This window comes from Actinoplanes sp. NPDC049548 (assembly GCF_040676695.1).
Classification (GTDB): Bacteria; Actinomycetota; Actinomycetes; order Mycobacteriales; family Micromonosporaceae; genus Actinoplanes.
The window spans coordinates 112,320-131,324 of the sequence record NZ_JBFAPM010000006.1 but is presented as its reverse complement, the minus strand read 5'-3'; the positions used below and the strand labels follow the sequence as shown (position 1 = coordinate 131,324).

19 protein-coding genes are annotated in these 19,005 nt (G+C 69.9%); 10 read left to right on the top strand and 9 right to left on the bottom strand.

Features of this window, described 5'->3' with window-relative positions; translation table 11 throughout:
* Positions 1 to 375 precede the first annotated feature (375 nt).
* The 4 genes from AB0J80_RS14380 to AB0J80_RS14365 are packed head-to-tail and all read right to left on the bottom strand — an operon-like array spanning position 376 to position 4,322.
* Positions 376 to 1,179 (bottom strand): SAM-dependent methyltransferase, encoded by an 804-nt coding sequence (locus AB0J80_RS14380; RefSeq protein ID WP_364704676.1) that lies wholly within the window; start codon positions 1,177 to 1,179, stop codon positions 376 to 378.
* 47 nt (positions 1,180 to 1,226) lie between these two features.
* Positions 1,227 to 1,889, bottom strand: a complete 663-nt coding sequence (locus AB0J80_RS14375) for a GPP34 family phosphoprotein (RefSeq protein ID WP_364704674.1) — start codon at positions 1,887 to 1,889, stop codon at positions 1,227 to 1,229.
* Positions 1,889 to 2,911 (bottom strand): acetamidase/formamidase family protein, encoded by a 1,023-nt coding sequence (locus AB0J80_RS14370; protein WP_364705054.1) that lies wholly within the window; start codon positions 2,909 to 2,911, stop codon positions 1,889 to 1,891. The genes AB0J80_RS14375 and AB0J80_RS14370 overlap by 1 nt, the downstream gene beginning before the upstream one ends.
* A gap of 4 nt (positions 2,912 to 2,915) precedes the next feature.
* Positions 2,916 to 4,322, bottom strand: coding sequence for an APC family permease (locus tag AB0J80_RS14365; protein ID WP_364704672.1), 1,407 nt, complete (start codon positions 4,320 to 4,322; stop codon positions 2,916 to 2,918).
* Between the two features lie 880 nt (positions 4,323 to 5,202).
* Here AB0J80_RS14365 and AB0J80_RS14360 point away from each other — a divergent pair.
* Entirely contained in the window at positions 5,203 to 5,385 is a 183-nt protein-coding gene (locus tag AB0J80_RS14360; RefSeq protein ID WP_364705053.1) for a DNA-binding protein, read from the top strand.
* Between the two features lie 22 nt (positions 5,386 to 5,407).
* On the opposite strand, the gene dprA is transcribed toward AB0J80_RS14360, so the two are convergent.
* Genes dprA through AB0J80_RS14345 form a run of 3 tightly spaced genes read right to left on the bottom strand, consistent with a single transcriptional unit; the run spans position 5,408 to position 8,585 of the window.
* Positions 5,408 to 6,631: a DNA-processing protein DprA gene (gene dprA / locus AB0J80_RS14355; protein WP_364704670.1), complete on the bottom strand. Its 1,224-nt coding sequence runs from the start codon at positions 6,629 to 6,631 to the stop codon at positions 5,408 to 5,410.
* Positions 6,632 to 6,686: 55 nt separating this feature from the next.
* Positions 6,687 to 8,225 carry a YifB family Mg chelatase-like AAA ATPase gene (locus AB0J80_RS14350; RefSeq protein ID WP_364704668.1) on the bottom strand — a complete coding sequence of 513 codons (1,539 nt, stop codon included), beginning with the start codon at positions 8,223 to 8,225 and terminating at the stop codon, positions 6,687 to 6,689.
* On the bottom strand, positions 8,226 to 8,585 hold the full coding sequence (locus tag AB0J80_RS14345) for a YraN family protein (protein ID WP_364704666.1): 360 nt from the start codon (positions 8,583 to 8,585) through the stop codon (positions 8,226 to 8,228).
* 143 nt (positions 8,586 to 8,728) lie between these two features.
* On the opposite strand from AB0J80_RS14345, the gene AB0J80_RS14340 reads away from it, so the two are divergent.
* From AB0J80_RS14340 to AB0J80_RS14305, 8 genes are all read left to right on the top strand, one after another.
* A complete protein-coding gene (locus AB0J80_RS14340) occupies positions 8,729 to 9,352 on the top strand; it encodes a hypothetical protein (protein WP_364704665.1) in 624 nt (207 codons plus the stop codon).
* A gap of 250 nt (positions 9,353 to 9,602) precedes the next feature.
* Positions 9,603 to 10,481, top strand: a complete 879-nt coding sequence (gene rpsB / locus AB0J80_RS14335) for a 30S ribosomal protein S2 (protein WP_364704664.1) — start codon at positions 9,603 to 9,605, stop codon at positions 10,479 to 10,481.
* A 75-nt stretch (positions 10,482 to 10,556) separates the two neighbouring features.
* Positions 10,557 to 11,387, top strand: coding sequence for a translation elongation factor Ts (tsf, locus tag AB0J80_RS14330; RefSeq protein ID WP_364704663.1), 831 nt, complete (start codon positions 10,557 to 10,559; stop codon positions 11,385 to 11,387).
* Between the two features lie 103 nt (positions 11,388 to 11,490).
* A complete protein-coding gene (pyrH, locus tag AB0J80_RS14325; RefSeq protein WP_364704661.1) occupies positions 11,491 to 12,255 on the top strand; it encodes a UMP kinase in 765 nt (254 codons plus the stop codon).
* 55 nt (positions 12,256 to 12,310) lie between these two features.
* Entirely contained in the window at positions 12,311 to 12,868 is a 558-nt protein-coding gene (frr, locus tag AB0J80_RS14320; RefSeq protein WP_364704659.1) for a ribosome recycling factor, read from the top strand.
* On the top strand, positions 12,868 to 13,956 hold the full coding sequence (locus AB0J80_RS14315) for a phosphatidate cytidylyltransferase (protein ID WP_364704657.1): 1,089 nt from the start codon (positions 12,868 to 12,870) through the stop codon (positions 13,954 to 13,956). The genes frr and AB0J80_RS14315 overlap by 1 nt, the downstream gene beginning before the upstream one ends.
* Before the next feature lie 34 nt (positions 13,957 to 13,990).
* Positions 13,991 to 15,169, top strand: a complete 1,179-nt coding sequence (rlmN, locus tag AB0J80_RS14310; RefSeq protein WP_364704655.1) for a 23S rRNA (adenine(2503)-C(2))-methyltransferase RlmN — start codon at positions 13,991 to 13,993, stop codon at positions 15,167 to 15,169.
* Positions 15,170 to 15,209: 40 nt separating this feature from the next.
* The gene (locus AB0J80_RS14305) at positions 15,210 to 16,226 is read left to right on the top strand and encodes a DivIVA domain-containing protein (RefSeq protein WP_364704653.1); all 1,017 of its coding nucleotides are present in this window, start codon (positions 15,210 to 15,212) and stop codon (positions 16,224 to 16,226) included.
* A gap of 46 nt (positions 16,227 to 16,272) precedes the next feature.
* On the opposite strand, the gene AB0J80_RS14300 is transcribed toward AB0J80_RS14305, so the two are convergent.
* A complete protein-coding gene (locus AB0J80_RS14300) occupies positions 16,273 to 16,500 on the bottom strand; it encodes a DUF2631 domain-containing protein (RefSeq protein ID WP_364704652.1) in 228 nt (75 codons plus the stop codon).
* Between the two features lie 138 nt (positions 16,501 to 16,638).
* On the opposite strand from AB0J80_RS14300, the gene AB0J80_RS14295 reads away from it, so the two are divergent.
* Entirely contained in the window at positions 16,639 to 18,180 is a 1,542-nt protein-coding gene (locus AB0J80_RS14295; protein WP_364705051.1) for a Rieske 2Fe-2S domain-containing protein, read from the top strand.
* 143 nt (positions 18,181 to 18,323) lie between these two features.
* Here AB0J80_RS14295 and AB0J80_RS14290 read toward each other — a convergent pair whose 3' ends face one another.
* Entirely contained in the window at positions 18,324 to 19,004 is a 681-nt protein-coding gene (locus AB0J80_RS14290; RefSeq protein WP_364704651.1) for a response regulator, read from the bottom strand.
* Between the last annotated feature and the right edge of the window lies 1 nt (position 19,005).

Genomic DNA, 19,005 nt, shown 5'->3' with positions numbered 1-19,005 from the left:
GCTTGCGTTGGAAGCTGCGCGGAGGTCCGGTGCGCTTGCGTTGGAAGCTGCGCGGAGGTCCGGTGCGCTTGCGTTGGAAGCTGCGCGGAGGTCCGGTGCGCTTGCGTTGGAAGCTGCGCGGAGGTCCGGGTGCGCTCGCACCAAAAGCGGTGCGGCCCCGGCTGCGCTCGCACCGAGAGGCGGCGCGGACGTCGGGTGCGCTCGCATTGAGAGGCGGCGCGGAGGTCCGGTGCGCTCGCACTGAGACGCGGCGCGGAGGTCGGGTGCGCTTGCGCTGGAGGTCGCGCGGAGGTTCAGGTTCACAGCGACGAGAACGAATGCTCGGTTCTGCCGGAGCGGGCAAGAGCAAGTCCACCGGAGGCGAGCCACCACCGCTCAACCCAACGGCTTTCGACCGAGTGCGCCATAACCAGCGACCTCTTCGAGAGGCGGCGTATCGGAATCCGGATTGCGCCACCGGCTGACGACCTCGACCCCCGGAGGCACCAGGTCGAAGCCGTCGAAGAAGCGCTCGATCTGTGCCCGGCTGCGCAACGTGAAGTCGTAGCCTCTCGTCGACAATGCCTCCGCTGTGCCTCGGGGCAGGTAGTCGCCGGTGCCGTGGGAGATGGCCAGGTAACTGCCCGGGGCCAGGGCGTTCGTGAGGGTTCTGACGATGGCGTACGCCTGCTCGGTGTCCGGGATGAAGTGCAGGACCGCGATGAGGAGCAGGGCTATCGGCTCGTCGAAGGTGAGCGTGCCGGTCAGGTCGGCGTCGGCCAGGATTCGTTCCGGGGTGCGCAGGTCGGCGTCCACGTATGCCGTTCTGCCGCGGGGGTCGCTGGTCAGCAGGGCGCGGGCGTGGACGAGGACGAGCGGGTCGTTGTCCACGTAGACGATGCGGGCGGTGGGGTCGATGGCCTGGGCGACCTCGTGGGTGTTGTCGGCGGTGGGGAGGCCCGTGCCGATGTCGAGGAACTGGCGGATGCCGGCTTCCTGTGCCAGGTAGCGCACGACGCGTTGCAGGAACAGGCGGTTCTGGATGGCGCTGACGCGGACGTACGGATAGATCGCCTCGATGGCGTCCGCGGATTCTCGGTCGGCTTTGAAGTTGTCCTTGCCGCCGAGCCAGTAGTTGTAGCGCCGGGCCGGGTGGGCCACGGTGGAGTCGACGGTCGGCCGGTTCTCGACGGGATCCATGTGCGGCAGTCCTCGGGTCGGGCGGAGCGGGGGCAGGGAGGGGCGGGTCAGAAAGGGGCGGTGGCCAGGTCGCCTATGGCGTGGCGGACCAGTCCCGCGAGGTGCGGGATGACGGCGAGGTGGGAGACGGTTCCCGCGCGTACCGGAATCTGTTCGGTGATGGTGCGCAGGATGTCGTCGGCCTCCGCGGTGCTGTAGGGCAGCAGGAGGGCGCTGTGCAGGTTCAGGGCCCAGACCAGGGCGCAGAGGGCGTCGAGGGCGCCGTCGCGGATGTCGCTTCTGTAGAGGCGCCGGGTGAACTGGGAGCGGACCCAGGTGGCCAGGGCGTCCTCGGCGAGGCGGTAGCGGCTGCCTCGCAGAATTCGGCGGTGCTCGACGAGGGTTCCGGCCGCGATCAGGGCCGCCACCGTGCGGTCGTACAGGTGGGTGGGGTTTCGGAGCACGTCGGCGAGCCGGGGTTCGTGCTGGTCGCGGACGGTGAGCAGGATTGAGGCGGCGATCGGGTCGGCGACGGGGGACGGGTGGTAGCCGTGCAGCCGGAGCCGGCCCGCCTGGAGGTGGACGCGGTTCTGGAGCAGCAGATCCACCACGGTCGCGCCGGTCAGGCCGACGCTGAGGGCTCGGACGTCGAGTCGTGGGCGCAGGTCGCGGGTCTCGTCGTGGGCGAGCAGCCACAGCTGGTCGCGCACCGAGGGCAGGTCGTAGATCATCACACCACCGCCTCGGCCGGCGGGAGAGTGCTGATCGTGGCTGCGACGGCTCGGAGGCGCTGGTGCGTACCTTCGTAAGGCTGGCTGTCCCGCAGCAACCGTTTGCCGACGGCCGCGACGATCGTGTACTCCGCGTCGACCACATTGCCGACGTGGGCGCGGCCGGCCTGGGAGACGAGCTGATAGGCGTCGAGGATGTCCAGGCCGGTCAGCGCGGTGACGTGCTGGACCAGGTCGGCGTGGGCCATCCGGTAGGCGTCTTCCAACGGCCGGGCGATGCCGACCGACATGACGGCCGCGTCGGTCTCCATCCGGGGAGAAAGCGTCGGTACGCCGGTGAGCACGTCGACCACCAGCGTCACGTCCATCGGCACCTCCACGGCGACCCCGCACAGCTCGCCGTCGCCCTGGCGCGCATGCCCGTCGCCGAGCGCGAGGAGTGCGCCCGGCACATTGACCGGCAGGTAGAGGGTGGTGCCGGCGCGCATCAGCGGACTGTCGAGGTTGCCCCCGTGGTCGCCGGGAACGATCGAGGCGCGCACCTCACCGGCGGCGGGGGCGACACCGATGGTGCCGAGCATCGGTACGAGCGGCAGATCGGTGTGGTAGCTGCTGCCCCGGGCGGCGTACCGCACGGTCGCCCGCCGGTGGTCGATCGTGTACTCCCAGACGCGCTCGGTCAGCGGCGGATGCAGCATGGCCGTGCTACGGGTGCCGGTCAGGGCCCCGAAGTGCGGGAACGTCGAGGAGAACCCGACCCCGCCCACCGGCGTCAGCGAGACCAGGTGCACGGCCAGCGTGTCCCCGGGCCGGGCGCCTAGAACGTACAGCGGCCCGGTCACCGGATTCAGGTACGGCATCGTGCAGACCCTGCTGGGCAGATCCTCGACGGAGCGCACATTGCCGGCGAAGCAGTCGAGCGTGCGCAGCCGCACCGGCTCGCCGGGCAGGACCCGTGCGATCGGCGCCCTGCCGCCGAAGGTGTAACCCACCGTGGTGTCCACCGCCGGGATGAACGACATGTCGTCAAGCACGGTGACCTGCCCGGTCGAGCCCGGCCAGGTACGGACGGCGTCCGGTCGCGATGAGGACCAGCAGAATCAGTACGCCCACACCGAGCCACGCCAGTCCCGCGCGCTGAGCCAGGATGTTCGCGTTGACGATGATCCCGCTCAAGATCAGCACACCCACCACGGGCAGCAGGACGGTGCGTACGGCCCCACCCGCCCTCCGGCCCACCCTGATCCGGTAGGCGAGAACGGACAGGTGCACCACGATGAACGACAGGATCGCGCCGAAGTTCACCAGGCTGGCGAGCAGCGATATGCCGTCGTCCCGCGACGCCATGGTGAGGCCGAGCGCCAGGGAGACCGCCGCGGTGAGCAGGATGCCGTTCGCCGGTACGGAACGCCGGATCGACACCCGTGCCAGGAATGCGGGCAGTTGGCGGTCCCGCGCCATCGCGTACAGCAGGCGTGAGGTGCCGACCTGGGCGACCATGTTGTTCGCCAGCCCCCACGCCAACGCGGTGGCGAGGGCGGTCAGCGTGGCCAGCCACGACCCGGCAGCGACGCGGGCGGTCTCGAAGAACGCCGTGCCCGCCGGATCTCCCTGAGCGATGAGCCCGCCGGGATCCTCGACCAGCAACGCGGCCAGGAACGTCTGCGCGATGAACACCAGGCCGGTGATCCCGAGCGCGGCGACCATGGCGCGGCTGACCTGCCGCGGGCCACCCTCGGCATCCTCGGCCAACGTGGACAGCGCATCGAAGCCGAGGAAGGAGAGCGTCGCCACCGACGCGGCCGTGGCAAGCACACCCCACTGGAACTGGCTGCTGCTGTAGATCGGCTCCCACGAGAACCCACGGCCGCGCCCGGTGGCCAACGCCATGATCGCGGCACCCACGTAGATCGCCAGAATCGCGAGCTGCCCGATCAGGAACATCTTGTTGAGCAACCGGGTCGTCTTGATACCGAAGAGATTCAGTACGGCGTTGACGACGACGAAAACGACGATCCACGCCCACACCGGCACGGCCGGGACCACCGACGCCATCGACGCGGCGGCGATCAGTGACAGCAGCCCGGGAACGAGGACGTAGTCGAGAAGAATCGTCCAGCCGGCCAGGAACCCGACCCAGGGAGCGATCGCCCGCCCGGCGTACGTGTAGACGGAACCGGCCATCGGATACGCCTGAGCCATCAGACCGTAGGACGATGCGGTCACCATCATCGCGACCATGCCGATCGCGTACGCCAGAGCGACCATCCCACCGGACGCCTGGAACACCGAACCGAAGATGCCCATGGGCGCTATCACGACCATGTAGATCAGCCCGTAGATCACCAGGTCACCGGAGCTCAGGGTGCGTCGCAGCTCCTGGCGGTAACCGAAGCGTTCGAGCGGGGCACTGTCCACAGTGTGCGCAGTCATGAACGGACTGCCTTCCTTTCGAGAGATGTGGGGAGAACGGGCGCGGGTGACCCGGCAGTGGGTGGCCGTGAGCCGCTCGCGATGTCAGTAAGTCCGCGATAGCTGGGGATTCGGCTCTACGGCAGGGGAGGCCGGCGCGATATACGCCCGCGCTATGACCGACGGAGACGGTTCCGGCGGTTGAGCAGGCGAAGCTGTCTGCCGGTTCGTGGCCGTCGAGGCCGATCGGCACTCGCCGGCCGCCGCGACAACCGATTGGCCGGGCGGCTATGCGGAACGGCTTCGAGTGCCGAAAGAGGAAGCGATGGCGATACGCGCTGGGGTCCGGTCAGGACCACAAGAGGCAGCGGGCGGCGGCCGGGGCAGCCAGATCCACGAGAGGTCGCCTGACGGAATATGGCTCGTCGCGACCGCCGGCCGGGGACGGGCGAGTAGTCAGCCCTGTCTCCCCGGCGTGGGGCGTCTGTCTCGTGTCCACATGGACGCTGCCGGGCACTGCGGAGGTGTCGTCTTGCGGGGGAGTGCTGTTATGGGGCCCTGAAGTGCTCAGGTGTGTCGGTGCAGGGGCGCTGTGAAGTGCAGGAAACCTGCTGACCGGCGATCGAGAGCTGTTCGTCAACCCCCGAAGCCTGTTCGCCACGGCGACAGTTGCCGATCGCGGTCTGGCAAGGGACCATGCCACCCGCACCCCCGGATGCGTCATGGAGTATGCCGCCGGTGCTCGTGGGTGGGTGGGCGTGACCTGTGCTGAGCTGCGCCGGGGTGGGCTGGTCATGCGGCTTACCTTAGTTGACTCATGACTAGCTGTCTTTCATCAAGTTGACTCATGACTAATAGTCATAGGTCTACGGTCGATCATGTGGCGAAGGGCATCAAACTCATGGGTGCGCACGAGATCCGGGTCCGTCTGGGCATGGTGAGCCGGCAGCGGGCGTACCAGATCACGAGCCGGGCCGACTTTCCCGCGCCCGTCGCCGATCTGGCACAGGGCAAGGTCTGGCTCACCGAGGACGTCGAGGCGTGGATGAAGGCGCACCGCCGCGACGTCGACGACGCCGAGTAAGACCGGGCCCGAGCAACCAACGTCACGCCGAGCTCGGCGAAGAGACGTCCGTCCGCGCCACGGATGCGCGAGCCAGCGATGCCAGGGCAATGCCGCCCTCCCTGCGCACCACCAGGCCCTTCATCTCCAGCAAGGACAGGCGCCGCAGCACCGTACGCAATCCCAGCCCCGCCCTGGCCGCCAGTTGCTCAGGCCCGGCGCAGCCGCGATGCGGCACCGCCTCCAGCACCAGAGCCGACTCCTCGTCGAGCTCGTCGCGGACGTGGTTGCGGGCCCGGGCCGGCTCAGCCAGGTACTCACCGATCCTGCCGACCTCGTCGAGGACGTGCGCCACATTGGTCACCAGCCGGGCCGCCGGGTGTCGGCGGAGCAGCTCGTGGCATCCCACGGACATCGCCGAGGTGACCGGTCCGGGCACCACCATGGCGTGCCTGTTCAGGGCCACCACGCGGCTCATCGTCTGAACGGCGCCGCTTCGTGCCGCCGCCTCCACCACGACGGTGCCCGCGGTGGCTGCCGCGATGACCCGGTTACGGATGAGAAAGCGGTGCCGTAGCGGCTCCGCGCCCGGCGGCCATTCGCTCATGAGCAGGCCGCTCTCCGCTATCTGCTCGAAAATGGCGGCGTTACCCATCGGGTACGGCCGGTCGACCCCGCACGCCAGCACGGCGACCGTGAAGCCGCCCGCCGCCAGGGCCGCCCGATGCGCCGCGGCGTCGATGCCGAACGCGCCGCCGGAGACCACGGTCCACTCCTGCTCGGCGAGCCCGTACCCGAGGTCGGCAGTGACGTGCAGCCCGTACGGCGTCGCGGCGCGCGCCCCGACGATCGCGACGGACTGCTCGAACGCGTCGCTCAGCGGCCGTGATCCACGCACCCACAGGCACAACGGCGGACGCACGTCCCGGTTGACCCGCCCGGCGACATCCAGCTCAAGGTGCCTCAGCGCCTCCACACGGGTGGGCCACTCGGCGTCAGCCGGCACGACCACCCGCGCCCCGAGCCGCTCGGCACGGCGCAATGCCACCTCGGCGACTCGCCGCGGATCCCCGGAGCCGGAGCGCGAGGCGACCGCCGTACGCAAAGCCGCTTCGGGAATGTCGCCGCCGATCAACCTGTCCAAAGTCTCCACCGCGCCGTGGAGCTGCACGAGGTGCCAGACCACGCGGTTGCCGGGCTCGGCGAGCCAGGTCAGAGCCACCCGCGCCAGGCGATCCATGTCGCTTCCCGGCCGTGAGCTGCTCATCCCGCCGCCTCCTGATCGTCGGGGGCCGGGGGGCGACGGTCGGTGGAGCGTGCGGTCAGCGCTCGCCTTGTCGAGCATGTGCGTCTCCCATCCTCAGTTGGGCGGCCTCGTCCACGTCGGAGCCGCTCGGTCGCTGCCGTCCGTCGAGGTCGGCGATGGTCCACGCGAGCCGGAGGATCCGGTCGAACCCGCGTGCGGACAGCGAGCCCCGGTCCAGGCCCGCGCGCAAGGCTGCGGTTGCTTTGAGCGGCAAGCGCCACGGCGGCCTTCGCAGTTGTGGTCCCGGTACCTCGGCGTTGAGCAGCCATCCGTCGGCCGCCCATCGGGATGCGGCTGCGGCTCTGGCGTTGGCGACGCGCTGCGCGACGACTGCGGAGGGTTCGGCCGCCATCTCGGTCGTCATCAGCTGGGCAGCGCGGATCGGCTGCAGTTGGATCTGAATGTCGATGCGGTCGAGAAGCGGTCCGGAGATCCGGCTCAGGTAGCGGCGGCGGACCAGAGCGGTGCATTGGCAGTACTGCTCACCGGCGGGGGTGGCACACGGGCACGGGTTCGCGGCGAGGACAACTTGGACGCGAGCCGGGTATTCGGTGTTCCCGCGGGCCCTTGCGAGCACGATGCGACCGCTCTCGAGGGGTTGCCGCAGGGCCTGCAGGGTCGCGTTGGCGAACTCCGGAGCTTCGTCGAGGAAGAGGACGCCGCGGTGGGCGAGTGATATCGCGCCCGGCCGGGCAAGGCCGGAGCCGCCGCCCACGAGCGCCGCGAGACTCGCGCTGTGGTGAGGCGCCTGGAACGGGGGGCGCCGGACGAGTCGCCCGTCGGGCGGGAGCACCCCGGCGATCGACTGCAGGGCCGTGACCTCGAGCGCCGAGGCGTCGTCCAGCTCGGGCAGGACCGACGGTAGTCGCTCTGCCAGCATCGTCTTGCCGGCGCCGGGTGGGCCCAGCATCGAGACGTGGTGTCCGCCCGCAGCGGCAACCTCGATCGCATAACGGCCGAGGTCTTGGCCCACGATGTCCGCCAGATCCGGGCCGCGAGGTTCGGCGGCGGGAACGTGCGGGGGAGGCGGGAGGAGACCGTGTTCGCCTCGGAGGAAGGCGACGAGCCGGCGTAGGGAGTCCGCCGCCTCCACCGCAACCCCGGGAACCATCGTGGCTTCGCGCGCGTTCTCCAGCGGCACGATCACTCGCGTCAGGCCGGCTGCCGCCGCGGCGGCGACCATGGGGAGTATTCCCCGCACCGGACGCACCGTGCCGTCGAGGCCGAGCTCTCCGAGAACGACCACCCCCTCCAGCGGGCTCAGGGGGAGCTCGCCCGCACCGGCGAGCAGAGCGCACGCGATGGCGGCATCGAAGGCGCTGCCCTGCTTCGGCAGGGTGGCCGGTAGCAGGTTCACGGTGATGCGGCGGTTGGGCCATCGTTGGCCTGAGTTCACCACCGCAGCTCGCACGCGGTCCCGCGCCTCGTTGAGGGCCGCGTCGGGAAGCCCGGTCAGGACGACGGCCGGCAGCCCCATGGACAGGTCTGCTTCCACCTCCACCACGTGGCCGGCCATGCCGACGAGGCCGACGCAGAGGACTCGGGCGTAGCTCATTCAGAACGCCGCGCGGAGGTGTTCGATCTGGGCCGGCCCTTTCGGTTGCGGTGTCACCGCCACCACGTCGAAGCGAACCTCGCGCGGCCGTACCGTGTTCTCCGCCAGCCATCGTGCCGCCAGCCTGCGCAGGCGCTGGACCTTGGCCCGGCTGAGGGCTTCCGCCGGTGCGCCGTAAGTCTCGCTGCGGCGGGTCTTCACTTCGCAGAAGACCAGGTCGTCGCCGTCGCGGAGGATCAGGTCGATCTCGCCGGCGGAGCAGCGCCAGTTGCGGGCCAGGATCACGAGGCCCTGTTGGCTGAGGTGGTGTTCGGCGAGGCGTTCGCCGTACGCGCCGATCGCCCTTCTCTGGTTCGTCATGGGCCTCACCCTGGCCGAGTTGCGGGCGCCGTGGTGGGGGCTGTGGACGCAGCGCTACTGTGGATAACCGTACGGTGATCACTCAGGGGTGATAAGGGCTCAGCGGTGGCATCCCGCGTCCGGGTCCCCTACGGTGCGAAATCGTGGACGGACATCGTCGGTACGCCGAAGAGCCGGAGCCGAGCTGGTACACGAGCCGGCGCGCCTCCGAGGACGCAGCTCAGGGCCCGGCTGCGAACCCCTACGAGTCGGGGGTGCACGAGCGTCCCAGTGGCGCCTTCCGCCTTCCCGAGCAGCGCCCCTCCGGCTACTCGTCCCCCGATCCGGTGACGACGTCTGGCAGTTACTCGACGTCATCGACTGATTCCGGGTCGCTACGGATTCCGGTGCGGGGGCCGGAGTACCCCACGATCCGGCCCACGGGTGCCGATGCCGCGACCTACGGAGCGACCGCCGCGCCGGAGCCGGTCGCGAGCTACAGCGCCCGTCGCCCGGTTTCGTCCCTGGTCTTCGCGGTCGTCACCGCCGTCCTGCTCGTCCCCGCCGTCCTGTTGCTCGTCCAGGTCGCGTTCATCGACGACCCGGTGGCCCGCGGTGTGGTGCCGGCTGTTCTGCTGGTGCTCGGGCTGCCGCTGACCGGTATGGGGCTGTACTCCCTCGCCGCCGGGGGACGTGCACCGGGTCGCGATGCCTGGTTGCGTCCGCCTCTGGCGTACCTTCCGGTGGGTTTGATCCTGCTTCTCGCCGCCGGCCTGGGCGTGGCCTGAACCGCAGAACAGCCCGGAAGCGAACCTCCCGGCGCACGGCGTATGCTTGTCGGCGGCGACCGCCTCGTGCGGTCGACCTCGCGCGCCCTCTGCAACGTGCTTCGTCGATCAGTGCCGTGTCGATGATGAGCCGTCAGCGACGGCCCTCCCTGGTCCCGAGTCCTCGGGTCCATCCCGGGCCGGCGACCGGGCGCCAGGACGCCCACCGCCGGTGAGCGTGACAACCAGGGAAACAGGGGAGCAATTCACCATGGCCGTCGTGACCATGCGTCAGCTGCTGGAGAGCGGTGTCCACTTCGGGCACCAGACCCGGCGCTGGAACCCGAAGATGAAGCGCTTCATCTTCACCGAGCGCAACGGTATCTACATCATCGACCTGCGCCAGACCCTCGACTACATCGAGAAGGCGTACAGCTTCGTGCGGGACACCGTCGCCGAGGGTGGCCACATCCTCTTCGTCGGCACCAAGAAGCAGGCTCAGGAGGCGATCGCCGAGCAGGCGACCCGCGTCGGCCAGCCGTACGTCAACCACCGCTGGCTGGGCGGCATGCTCACCAACTTCCAGACGGTGTACAAGCGCCTGCAGCGCATGAAGGAGCTTGAGGCCCTGGGTGACCTGACCGGCACCGCCGCCGGGTACACCAAGAAGGAGACCCTCCAGCTGTTCCGTGAGAAGACCAAGCTCACCAAGACCCTCGGCGGTCTGCGGGACATGACGAAGGTGCCGTCGGCGATCTGGGTCGTCGACACCAAGAAGGAGCACATCGCCGTCGACGAGGCCCGCAAGCTGGGCATTCCGGTCATCGCGGTGCTCGACACCAACTGCGACCCGGACGAGGTCGACTTCCCGATCCCGGGCAACGACGACGCGATCCGCTCGGCCGAGCTGCTGACCAAGGTCGTCGCCGCCGCGGTCGCCGACGGTCTGATCGCCCGCTCCGGCCGCGGCCGGGGTGGCGCCGACGAGAAGCCCGAGGCCACCGTCGCCGCCGGCGAGCCGCTGCCCGAGTGGGAGCGTGACCTCTACGAGGGCGCCGAGAAGAAGGCTGCGGACGCCGAGCCGGCCGCCGCTGAGCCGGCCGCCGCTGAGCCGGCCGCCGCCGAGCCCGTCGCGACCGCCGCGGAGTAATCCTCAGGAGCCGGCCGCCGGAGACGGCGGCCGGCACCTGCAGTCCCGAGACCTTCCAGGATCGAAGAGAGAGTCATGGCCAACTACACCGCCGCGGACGTGAAGAAGCTCCGCGACCTCACCGGCGCCGGCATGATGGACTGCAAGAAGGCGCTCGACGAGTCGGACGGTGACTTCGACAAGGCCGTCGAGTTCCTGCGCATCAAGGGTGCCAAGGACGTCGGCAAGCGCGCCGGCCGGACCGCCGCCAACGGCATCGTCAGCCACTTCGGCACCGCGCTGCTCGAGCTCAACTGCGAGACCGACTTCGTCGCCAAGACCCCGGACTTCGTCGCGCTGGGCCAGACGCTGGTCGAGCACGGCTCGAAGACCAAGGCGGCCGACGCCGCCGCGCTGCTCGGCTCCAAGCTCGACGACGGCCGCGCCGTCGCCGACGTCATCCAGGATTTCTCCGCCAAGATCGGCGAGAAGATCGTGGTGAACCGCTTCGCCGAGCTCGACGGCACCGTCGCGGTCTACCTGCACCGCAAGGCTCAGGACCTGCCGCCGCAGGTGGGCGTCCTGGTGCAGTACACCGGCAAGGACGACGAGGCCGGCGTCGACGACGCCCGCGCGGTCGGCATGCAGATCGCCGCCATGCGGCCGAAGTTCCTCACCCGCGACGAGGTCCCGGCCGAGACGGTCGAGAACGAGCGCCGCATCGCCGAGGAGACCGCGCGCGAGGAGGGCAAGCCGGAGCAGGCCCTGCCCAAGATCGTCGAGGGCCGGGTGAACTCCTTCTTCAAGGACTTCGTCCTGCTCGAGCAGCCGTCGGTCACCGACAACAAGAAGACCGTCAAGCAGGTCGCCGCCGAGGCCGGTATCGAGGTCACGCGCTTCGTCCGGTTCGAGGTCGGCCAGGAGTAAGGCGCTCAGGGCGCGCATTGCGCGGGAGGCCGGGACGCGAGACAAGCGCCCGGCCTCCCCGTCACATAAGGTCTCGGGTTAGCGAAGGAAGGGCGGGGTCGGCATGACGATGGTGACCGAGCAGACTGTCGCGGTGGGCGAGGTTGCGGTGCCGCGGCCCGAACGACCCCGGAGGGTCGTCCTCAAGCTTTCCGGCGAGGTCTTCGGCGGTGGCGCCGTGGGCGTCGACCCCGACGTGGTGCAGGGCATCGCCCGGCAGATCGCCACCGTGACCCGGCGCGGCGTCCAGATCGCCGTCGTCGTCGGCGGCGGCAACTTCTTCCGCGGCGCCGAGCTGCAGAAGCGCGGCATGGACCGCAACCGCGCCGACTACATGGGCATGCTCGGCACGGTCATGAACTGCCTCGCCCTGCAGGACTTCCTCGAGAAGGAGGGCATCGAGACGCGGGTGCAGACCGCGATCACGATGGCCCAGGTCGCGGAGCCGTACATCCCGCTGCGCGCGATCCGTCACCTCGAGAAGGGCCGGGTCGTCATCTTCGGCGCCGGTGCCGGCATGCCGTACTTCTCCACGGACACGGTCACGGCGCAGCGCGCCCTGGAGATCCACGCCGACCTGGTGCTGATGAGCAAGAACGGCGTCGACGGCGTCTACACCGCGGACCCCCGGACGAACCCCGCGGCCCGCAAGATCGAGCACATCACCTTCGCCGGCGTGCTGCAGCAGGGCCTTCGGGTGGCCGACCAGGCCGCTTTCAGCCTCTGCGAGGAGAACGGCCTGCCCATGCTCGTCTTCGGGGCCCAGGGTGACGACACCATCGTCCGAGCCGTCAGCGGTGAGAAGATCGGTACCTTGATCACCACGTGATCCCGCGCCACCACCACCATCGGATGTCCAGTAGAAGCAAGGAGGCGACGGAGCGGTGATCGACGAGATCCTCTTCGAGGCCGAAGAGAAGATGGAGAGCGCGGTCGAGCACGCCAAGGAGGAGTTCGCCGCGATCCGTACGGGCCGTGCCACGCCGGCGATGTTCTCCAAGATCGTTGTCGACTACTACGGCGCGCCCACCCCGGTGACCCAGATGGCGTCCGTCGGGGTGCCCGAGCCGCGCATGGTCATCGTCAAGCCGTACGACCAGTCCCAGCTCGGCCCGATCGAGCGGGCGATCCGTGACTCGGACCTCGGGGTGAACCCCAACAACGAGGGCACCCAGCTGCGCATCCACCTGCCGCAGATGACCGAGGAGCGGCGCCGCGAGATGATCAAGGTGGCGCGGCACAAGGCCGAGGAGGGGCGCGTGGCGATCCGCAACGTGCGCCGCAAGGCCAAGGAGCAGCTCGACCGCCTGGTCAAGGACGGCGACGCCGGCGAGGACGACGGCCGGCGCGCCGAGAAGGAGCTGGACGACCTCACGCACCGCTACGTGGCGGTCGTCGACGAGCTGGTCAAGCACAAGGAAGCCGAGCTGCTCGAGGTCTGATGTCGTACCCCGAGCCCCGCGGCGGGCAATCCGGCAGCCGGGCGTCTGATCCCTCCGACGTCCCGGCGCCGCATGCCGGTGCCCCGGCGCCGCGGTCGGCCGGAGCGGGGTCCATCTGGCCGGCGCAGCCGCCGGAACCGTCCTGGGCGGCGCCCACCGCCGCCACCTCGACCTCGCAGGCGGAGTGGGAGTTGACGACAGCGGAGGCGACCCGCCGCGGACCGGGTAAGCGCCGTGCGGGACGGGACGGGAAGCCGGTGCCACCGAAGCAGGGCAGCCGGGCGGGACGCAACCTGCCCGCCGCGATCGGGGTCGGCACCGGCCTGGTTCTCGCCGTCCTGGCGTCGATGATCTTCTGGAGGACCGCCTTCCTGGGTGTGATCGCGCTCGCCGCGGGCGTCGGCATCTGGGAGATGGTGCGGGCGCTCAAGGTCACCGGAGCCCGGCCCCCGCTGGTCCCGCTGCTGGGCGGCGGGCTGTTGATGGTCGGTCTGACGTGGTTCGAGGGACCGGACGCACTTCAACTCGGCCTGCTCGCGACGCTGCTTGCGGTGCTGGTCTGGCGGTTCAGCGAGCACAAGGCAGGCTTCCGCCGTGACCTGGCGGCGGCCGCCCTCATCACTGTCTACGTGCCCTTCCTTCTCAGCTTCGGCGTCCTGCTCTTCGAGCCGGAGGACGACGGCGCAAAGCGCGTGCTGTGCGCGCTGCTCGCAGTGGTGCTCTCCGACACCGGCGGCTACGCGGCCGGCGTCTTCTTCGGCAAGCACCCCATGGCTCCGACCATCAGCCCCAAGAAGTCCTGGGAGGGCTTCGCCGGTTCGGTGACGGCGAGCGCGGTCGGCAGCGCCCTCCTGCTGTACTTCCTGCTCGACGTCGCCATCGGCTGGGGACTGCTGTTCGGCGCCGTGATCTCGGTCGCCGCGGTGGTCGGCGACCTGGCCGAGTCGATGCTCAAGCGCGACATCGGCATCAAGGACATGAGCAACCTGCTGCCCGGCCACGGCGGGCTCATGGACCGGCTGGACTCGATCCTCTTCGCCGTCCCGGCGGCATATCTGCTGCTCTCCCTCATCGCGCCGCCGGGGTAGGGATGCGGATGCGACGTGGGAGACTGGATACGCCATGACGATTCTTCCGGTCATCCCGACCAGCCCTGACACCCCGGACGCGGTGCCAACCCGCCGCCGTCCCGCCATGCCCCCGCGCCACCTCGCCGACCTGGATCTGGCCGAGCGCCGCGCCGCCGTCTCCGACCTGGGTGAGCCCGCGTTCCGCGCCAAGCAGCTCTCCACCCACTACTTCGGCCGGCTCGTGCGCGACCCGGAGGCCATGACCGACCTGCCCGCCGCCGCACGGGCCCGGCTCGCCGAGGACCTGTTGCCCACGCTGCTGACACCGCAGCGGGAGCTCGCCTGCGACGACGGCGCCACCCGCAAGACGCTGTGGAAGCTGCACGACGGCGCGATGGTCGAGAGCGTCCTGATGGGGTACCCGGACCGGGTCACGGCCTGCGTGTCCAGCCAGGCGGGCTGCGGCATGGCGTGCCCCTTCTGCGCCACCGGGCAGGCCGGTCTCACCCGCAACCTGTCCGTGGCCGAGATCGTCGACCAGGTCGTCTATCTGGCGGGCGTCGCCGCCTCCGGCGCGGTCACCGGCTCCCCGCCGCGGCTGTCCCGCGTCGTGTTCATGGGCATGGGTGAGCCGCTGGCCAACTATCCCCGGGTGATCCAGGCCGTGCGGCGCCTCACCGCGTCCGCGCCGGAGGGCCTCGGGCTGTCGCAACGGCACATCACGGTCTCCACCGTGGGCCTGGTGCCCGCAATGCGGCGGTTGATCGCCGAAGAGCTGTCCGTGACCCTTGCGTTGTCCCTGCACGCCCCCGATGATGATCTGCGCGATGAGCTAGTGCCCGTCAACCAGCGTTGGAAGGTGGCCGAGGTGCTCGATGCCGCGTTCGACTACGCGGCGCAGACCGGTCGTCGGATCTCCATCGAATACGCCCTGATCAGGGACGTAAACGATCAGCCCTGGCGCGCCGACCTGCTTGGCAGGCTGCTGCACGGCAAGCTGGCGCATGTGAACCTGATCCCGCTCAACCCCACGCCGGGCAGCAAGTGGGACGCCAGCCCCAAGCCGGTCGAGCGCGAGTTCGTCCGCCGGCTGCGGGAGGCGGGCGTCGCGACCACGGTCCGCGATACCCGGGGCAGGGAGATCGACGGTGCGTGCGGCCAGCTGGCCGCAAGTGAGCTGACGGTGGTGGACGCAGGGGGCGCCGCCGCCGACGCGGAGGTGGCACGATGACTGGGCTCAGTTCCCAGCGGACGCGAATTTGGGAGACGTTGTGACGAGTCAGGGGCAGCGTTTCCGCCGTCGCGCACTGCGCCGCGGCTACAAGGTTGACGAGGTGGACGCCTTCCTCGACCGGGTGGAGGCCACCCTCGCCGGCGAGCAGGTCGGTGCTCCCGTCGGCGCCCAGGAGGTGCACGACGTCGTCTTCCGGGTGCGTTTCGGCGGCTATGACGAGTGGCAGGTCGACCTGCACCTGGACCGGGTCGAGCGGCAGCTGGCGGAGTTCGAGGACCGCGGCGGCGGCCGGGCCGCCGACGCCCGGATGCAGCCCGAGCCCATGCGGGGCAGCGCCATGCCCCCCGACCGGATGAGCCAGGCGCTGGGGCGCTCCGCGCCGCCGACCGAGCGCCTGCCCGCCCCGGTGCGCGACGACCGCCAGTTCGCCCGGGACGACTACGCGCGCGACGACCAGTACGCCCGAGACCCGTACGCGCAGGAAGACCGCATGCAGCCGCAGCAGATGCCGCAGCGGCAGATGCCCGGCCCGGACCCGTACGGTCGCTACGAGGAGCCCAGCTACGGCGGCCAGCAGCGTCCCCCGGCCCCGCAGGGCTACGACACGGGCGGCTACGAGCAGTTCGAGCCGGGCCGGCACGGTAAGGCGGACATGACCGCCGAGATCCGCATGCCGGAGCGGGAGCGCGGTGGCTTCGGCGGGCCGGCCCCGATGAGCGGGCCCCCGATGAGCGGACCCCCGATGGGTGGACCGCCCATGGGTGGTCCTCCGATGGGCGGCGGCCCCGGCGGCGGAGGTAGTCCCGAGCTCTACCGGGTGGACCAGCTGCGCCGCACGTTCCAGCCGCGGCGCTTCGGCAGCGGGTACGACCCCCAGCAGGTCGACCGGCTGTTCGAGAGCATCCTGCAGGCCATGAGCGGCCGCGGCCCGATGCCGGTGCCCGAGAACGAGCTCGACACGCTGCAGTTCGGGCTGGTTCCGGGTGGCTACTTCGAGGCCGAGGTCGACGCCGCGCTGCGCGAGGTCAAGGACATCCTGCTGCGCCACCGCTGAGCACAGAACGGCCCGCTTCCAGCACGGAAGCGGGCCGCCGGCGTCTTTACTGGTCGTTGGCCTTGAGGCCGTTGCGGCGCAGCACCACATCGACCAGGACGATGCCGACCAGCAGCAACGCCGTACCGATGAGCCAGATGTTCTCGGTGTTGCCCTCGTGGTTGCCCCACAGGTAGAGCAACATGATCGCGGCCGATCCCAGCGCACCGATCCGGGCCCACTTGCGGTTGCCCGGCTTGAGCTGGTCAGGCGCGTAAACCGGCTCTTCTGCCACGACTCGGTCCTCCTCGAGGAAGCGGTGCGAACGTCGACGCCAGTCTCGCACGGCGGCTCCGGGCGCGGCTCACCAACCCGTACCCGGTACCTTCGATGCCGTCGGAATTTCGAAAGCCGAGGGAGTGACACGGTGCGGATCACGGGCACTGGGCATGCCAGCATGCGGATCGACACGGGCGCGGGCAGCATCCTGTGCGACCCGTGGGTCAACCCGGCGTACTTCGCGTCGTGGTTCCCGTTCCCCGACAACTCCCTGCTCGACTGGGAGACGCTGGGCGACGTCGACTACCTCTACGTGTCACACCTGCACCGGGACCACTTCGACGCCGAGCACCTCAAGCACTTCATCAGCAAGAAGGCCACGGTGCTCCTCCCGGAGTATCCGACCAGCCAGCTCGAGGACGAGCTGCGCGAGCTCGGCTTCACCAGCTTTTTCAAGACGAAGAGCAACGAGGTGCACGAGCTCGACGGCGGCCTCAAGATCATGATCCAGGCGCTGATCAGCCCCACCGACGGGCCGATCGGCGACTCCTCGCTCTGGGTCGAGCACGACGGCGTCCGGGTGCTCAACCAGAACGACGCCCGCCCCACCGACCTGTCGACGTTCGCCGAGCTGGGCCACGTGCACGCGCACATGCTCCAGTTCTCCGGCGCGATCTGGTACCCCATGGTCTACGAGCTGCCCCAGTCGGCCAAGACCGCGTTCGGCAAGCAGAAGCGGGACCGGCAGTTCGACCGCACCTGGCGCTACATCGACGACCTGAAGGCCGACCACGTCTTCCCGATCGCCGGCCCCCCGTGCTTCCTCGACGACGAGCTGTGGCAGTTCAACGACATCTTCGGCGACGAGGGCAACATCTTCCCCGACCAGTCGGTCTTCATGACCGAGTACGCGAAGGTCGGCGGCACCAACGGCGTCGTGCTGCTCCCCGGCAGCGTGTCCGAGCTCACCACCGACAGCATCGAGACCACGCACCCCACCGACGTCGACGAGTTCTTCGCCAACAAGAAGGCCCACCTCGAGGAGATGCGCGAGCGCAAGGCGCCGATCATCGCCGCCGAGAAGGCCTCCTGGCGGCACCCCGAGATCGACGTGCTGGGCGAGCTGAAGAAGCGCATCGAGCCCCTGCTCGAGGAGTCGATCTACCTGGCCAAGGGCGTCGGCGGCCCGGTCCGCTTCGACCTGGTCAGCTACGACGGCGACGCGGTCGAGTCGATCGTCGTGGACTTCCCCGGCAAGCAGGTCCGCCCCTACGCCGACGAGAAGGTCCGCTACCGCTTCCGGACCCAGCGCGAGCTGGTCGAGCACCTCATCTTCATCGACGAGGGTGACTGGGTGAACTCGCTGTTCCTCTCCTGCCGCTTCTCCGCGGCCCGCATCGGCCAGTACAACGAGTTCGTCTACGCGTTCTTCAAGTGCCTCAGCGAGGAGCGCCTGCAATACGCGGAGGGCTGGTACGACGAGCACGAGAAGGCGGTCGAGGCCGAGGACACCCAGTTCGGCGAGTGGACGGTCCAGCGCCGCTGCCCGCACCTCAAGGCCGACCTGAGCCGCTTCGGCATCGTCGAGGGGAACGTCCTGACCTGCCAGCTGCACGGCTGGAAGTTCGACCTCCCGAGCGGGAGGTGTCTCACGAGCGTGGGTCACAAGATCCGAGCCGAGAAGTCAAACCCGTAAGAGCAGGATGTCGTAGCGGGGTGGTGGGTACAGTCCGCTGCTCCCGCCGAGGGCCGGGGCGCGCCGGGCACGGGCGCGGGGCGCCCGGAACGCCCGGCCCACCCCGGCGGCGTGCGTGCATGGTTGCGCCCCAAACCCGAGGATCAGGGCGTGAAGCGGTAGCCCAGTCCCGGCTCGGTCACGATGAAGCGCGGCCGGGCCGGGTCCGGCTCGATCTTGCGGCGCAGGTTGGCGAAGTGGACGCGCAGGTAGTTGGTCTCGTTGCCGTAGGCCGGGCCCCACACCTCGCGCAGGAGCCGGCGATGGTCGATGACCTTGCCCGGGTTCCGAGCGAGGATCTCGAGCAGGTGCCACTCGGTCGGGGTGAGGCGTACCTCGCCCGCCGCCGTGGTGAGCCGCTTGGCGGCCAGGTCGATCGTGAACGCCGCGGTGGTGATGGTGGCGTCGCCGCTGAGGGACGCGGGTGCCGCCCGGCGCAGGGCGGCGCGGATGCGGGCGAGCAGCTCGTCCATGCCGAACGGCTTGGTGACGTAGTCGTCGGCGCCGGCGTCCAGCGCGGCGACTTTGGCCGCCTCGGCGTCGCGTGCGGACAGCACGATCACCGGCAGGCTCGTCCAGCCCCGGAGTCCCTCGACGACGGTGACGCCGTCCAGGTCGGGCAGGCCCAGGTCGATGACGGCCAGGTCGGGCGGGGTGCGGGCGGCGGCGGTGAGCGCCCCGGAGCCGTCGGCCGCGGTGATCACCTCGTACCCGCGGGCGGTGAGGTTGATCCGCAAGGCCCGCAGCAGCTGGGCGTCGTCGTCGACGAGCAGGATGCGGGCCACG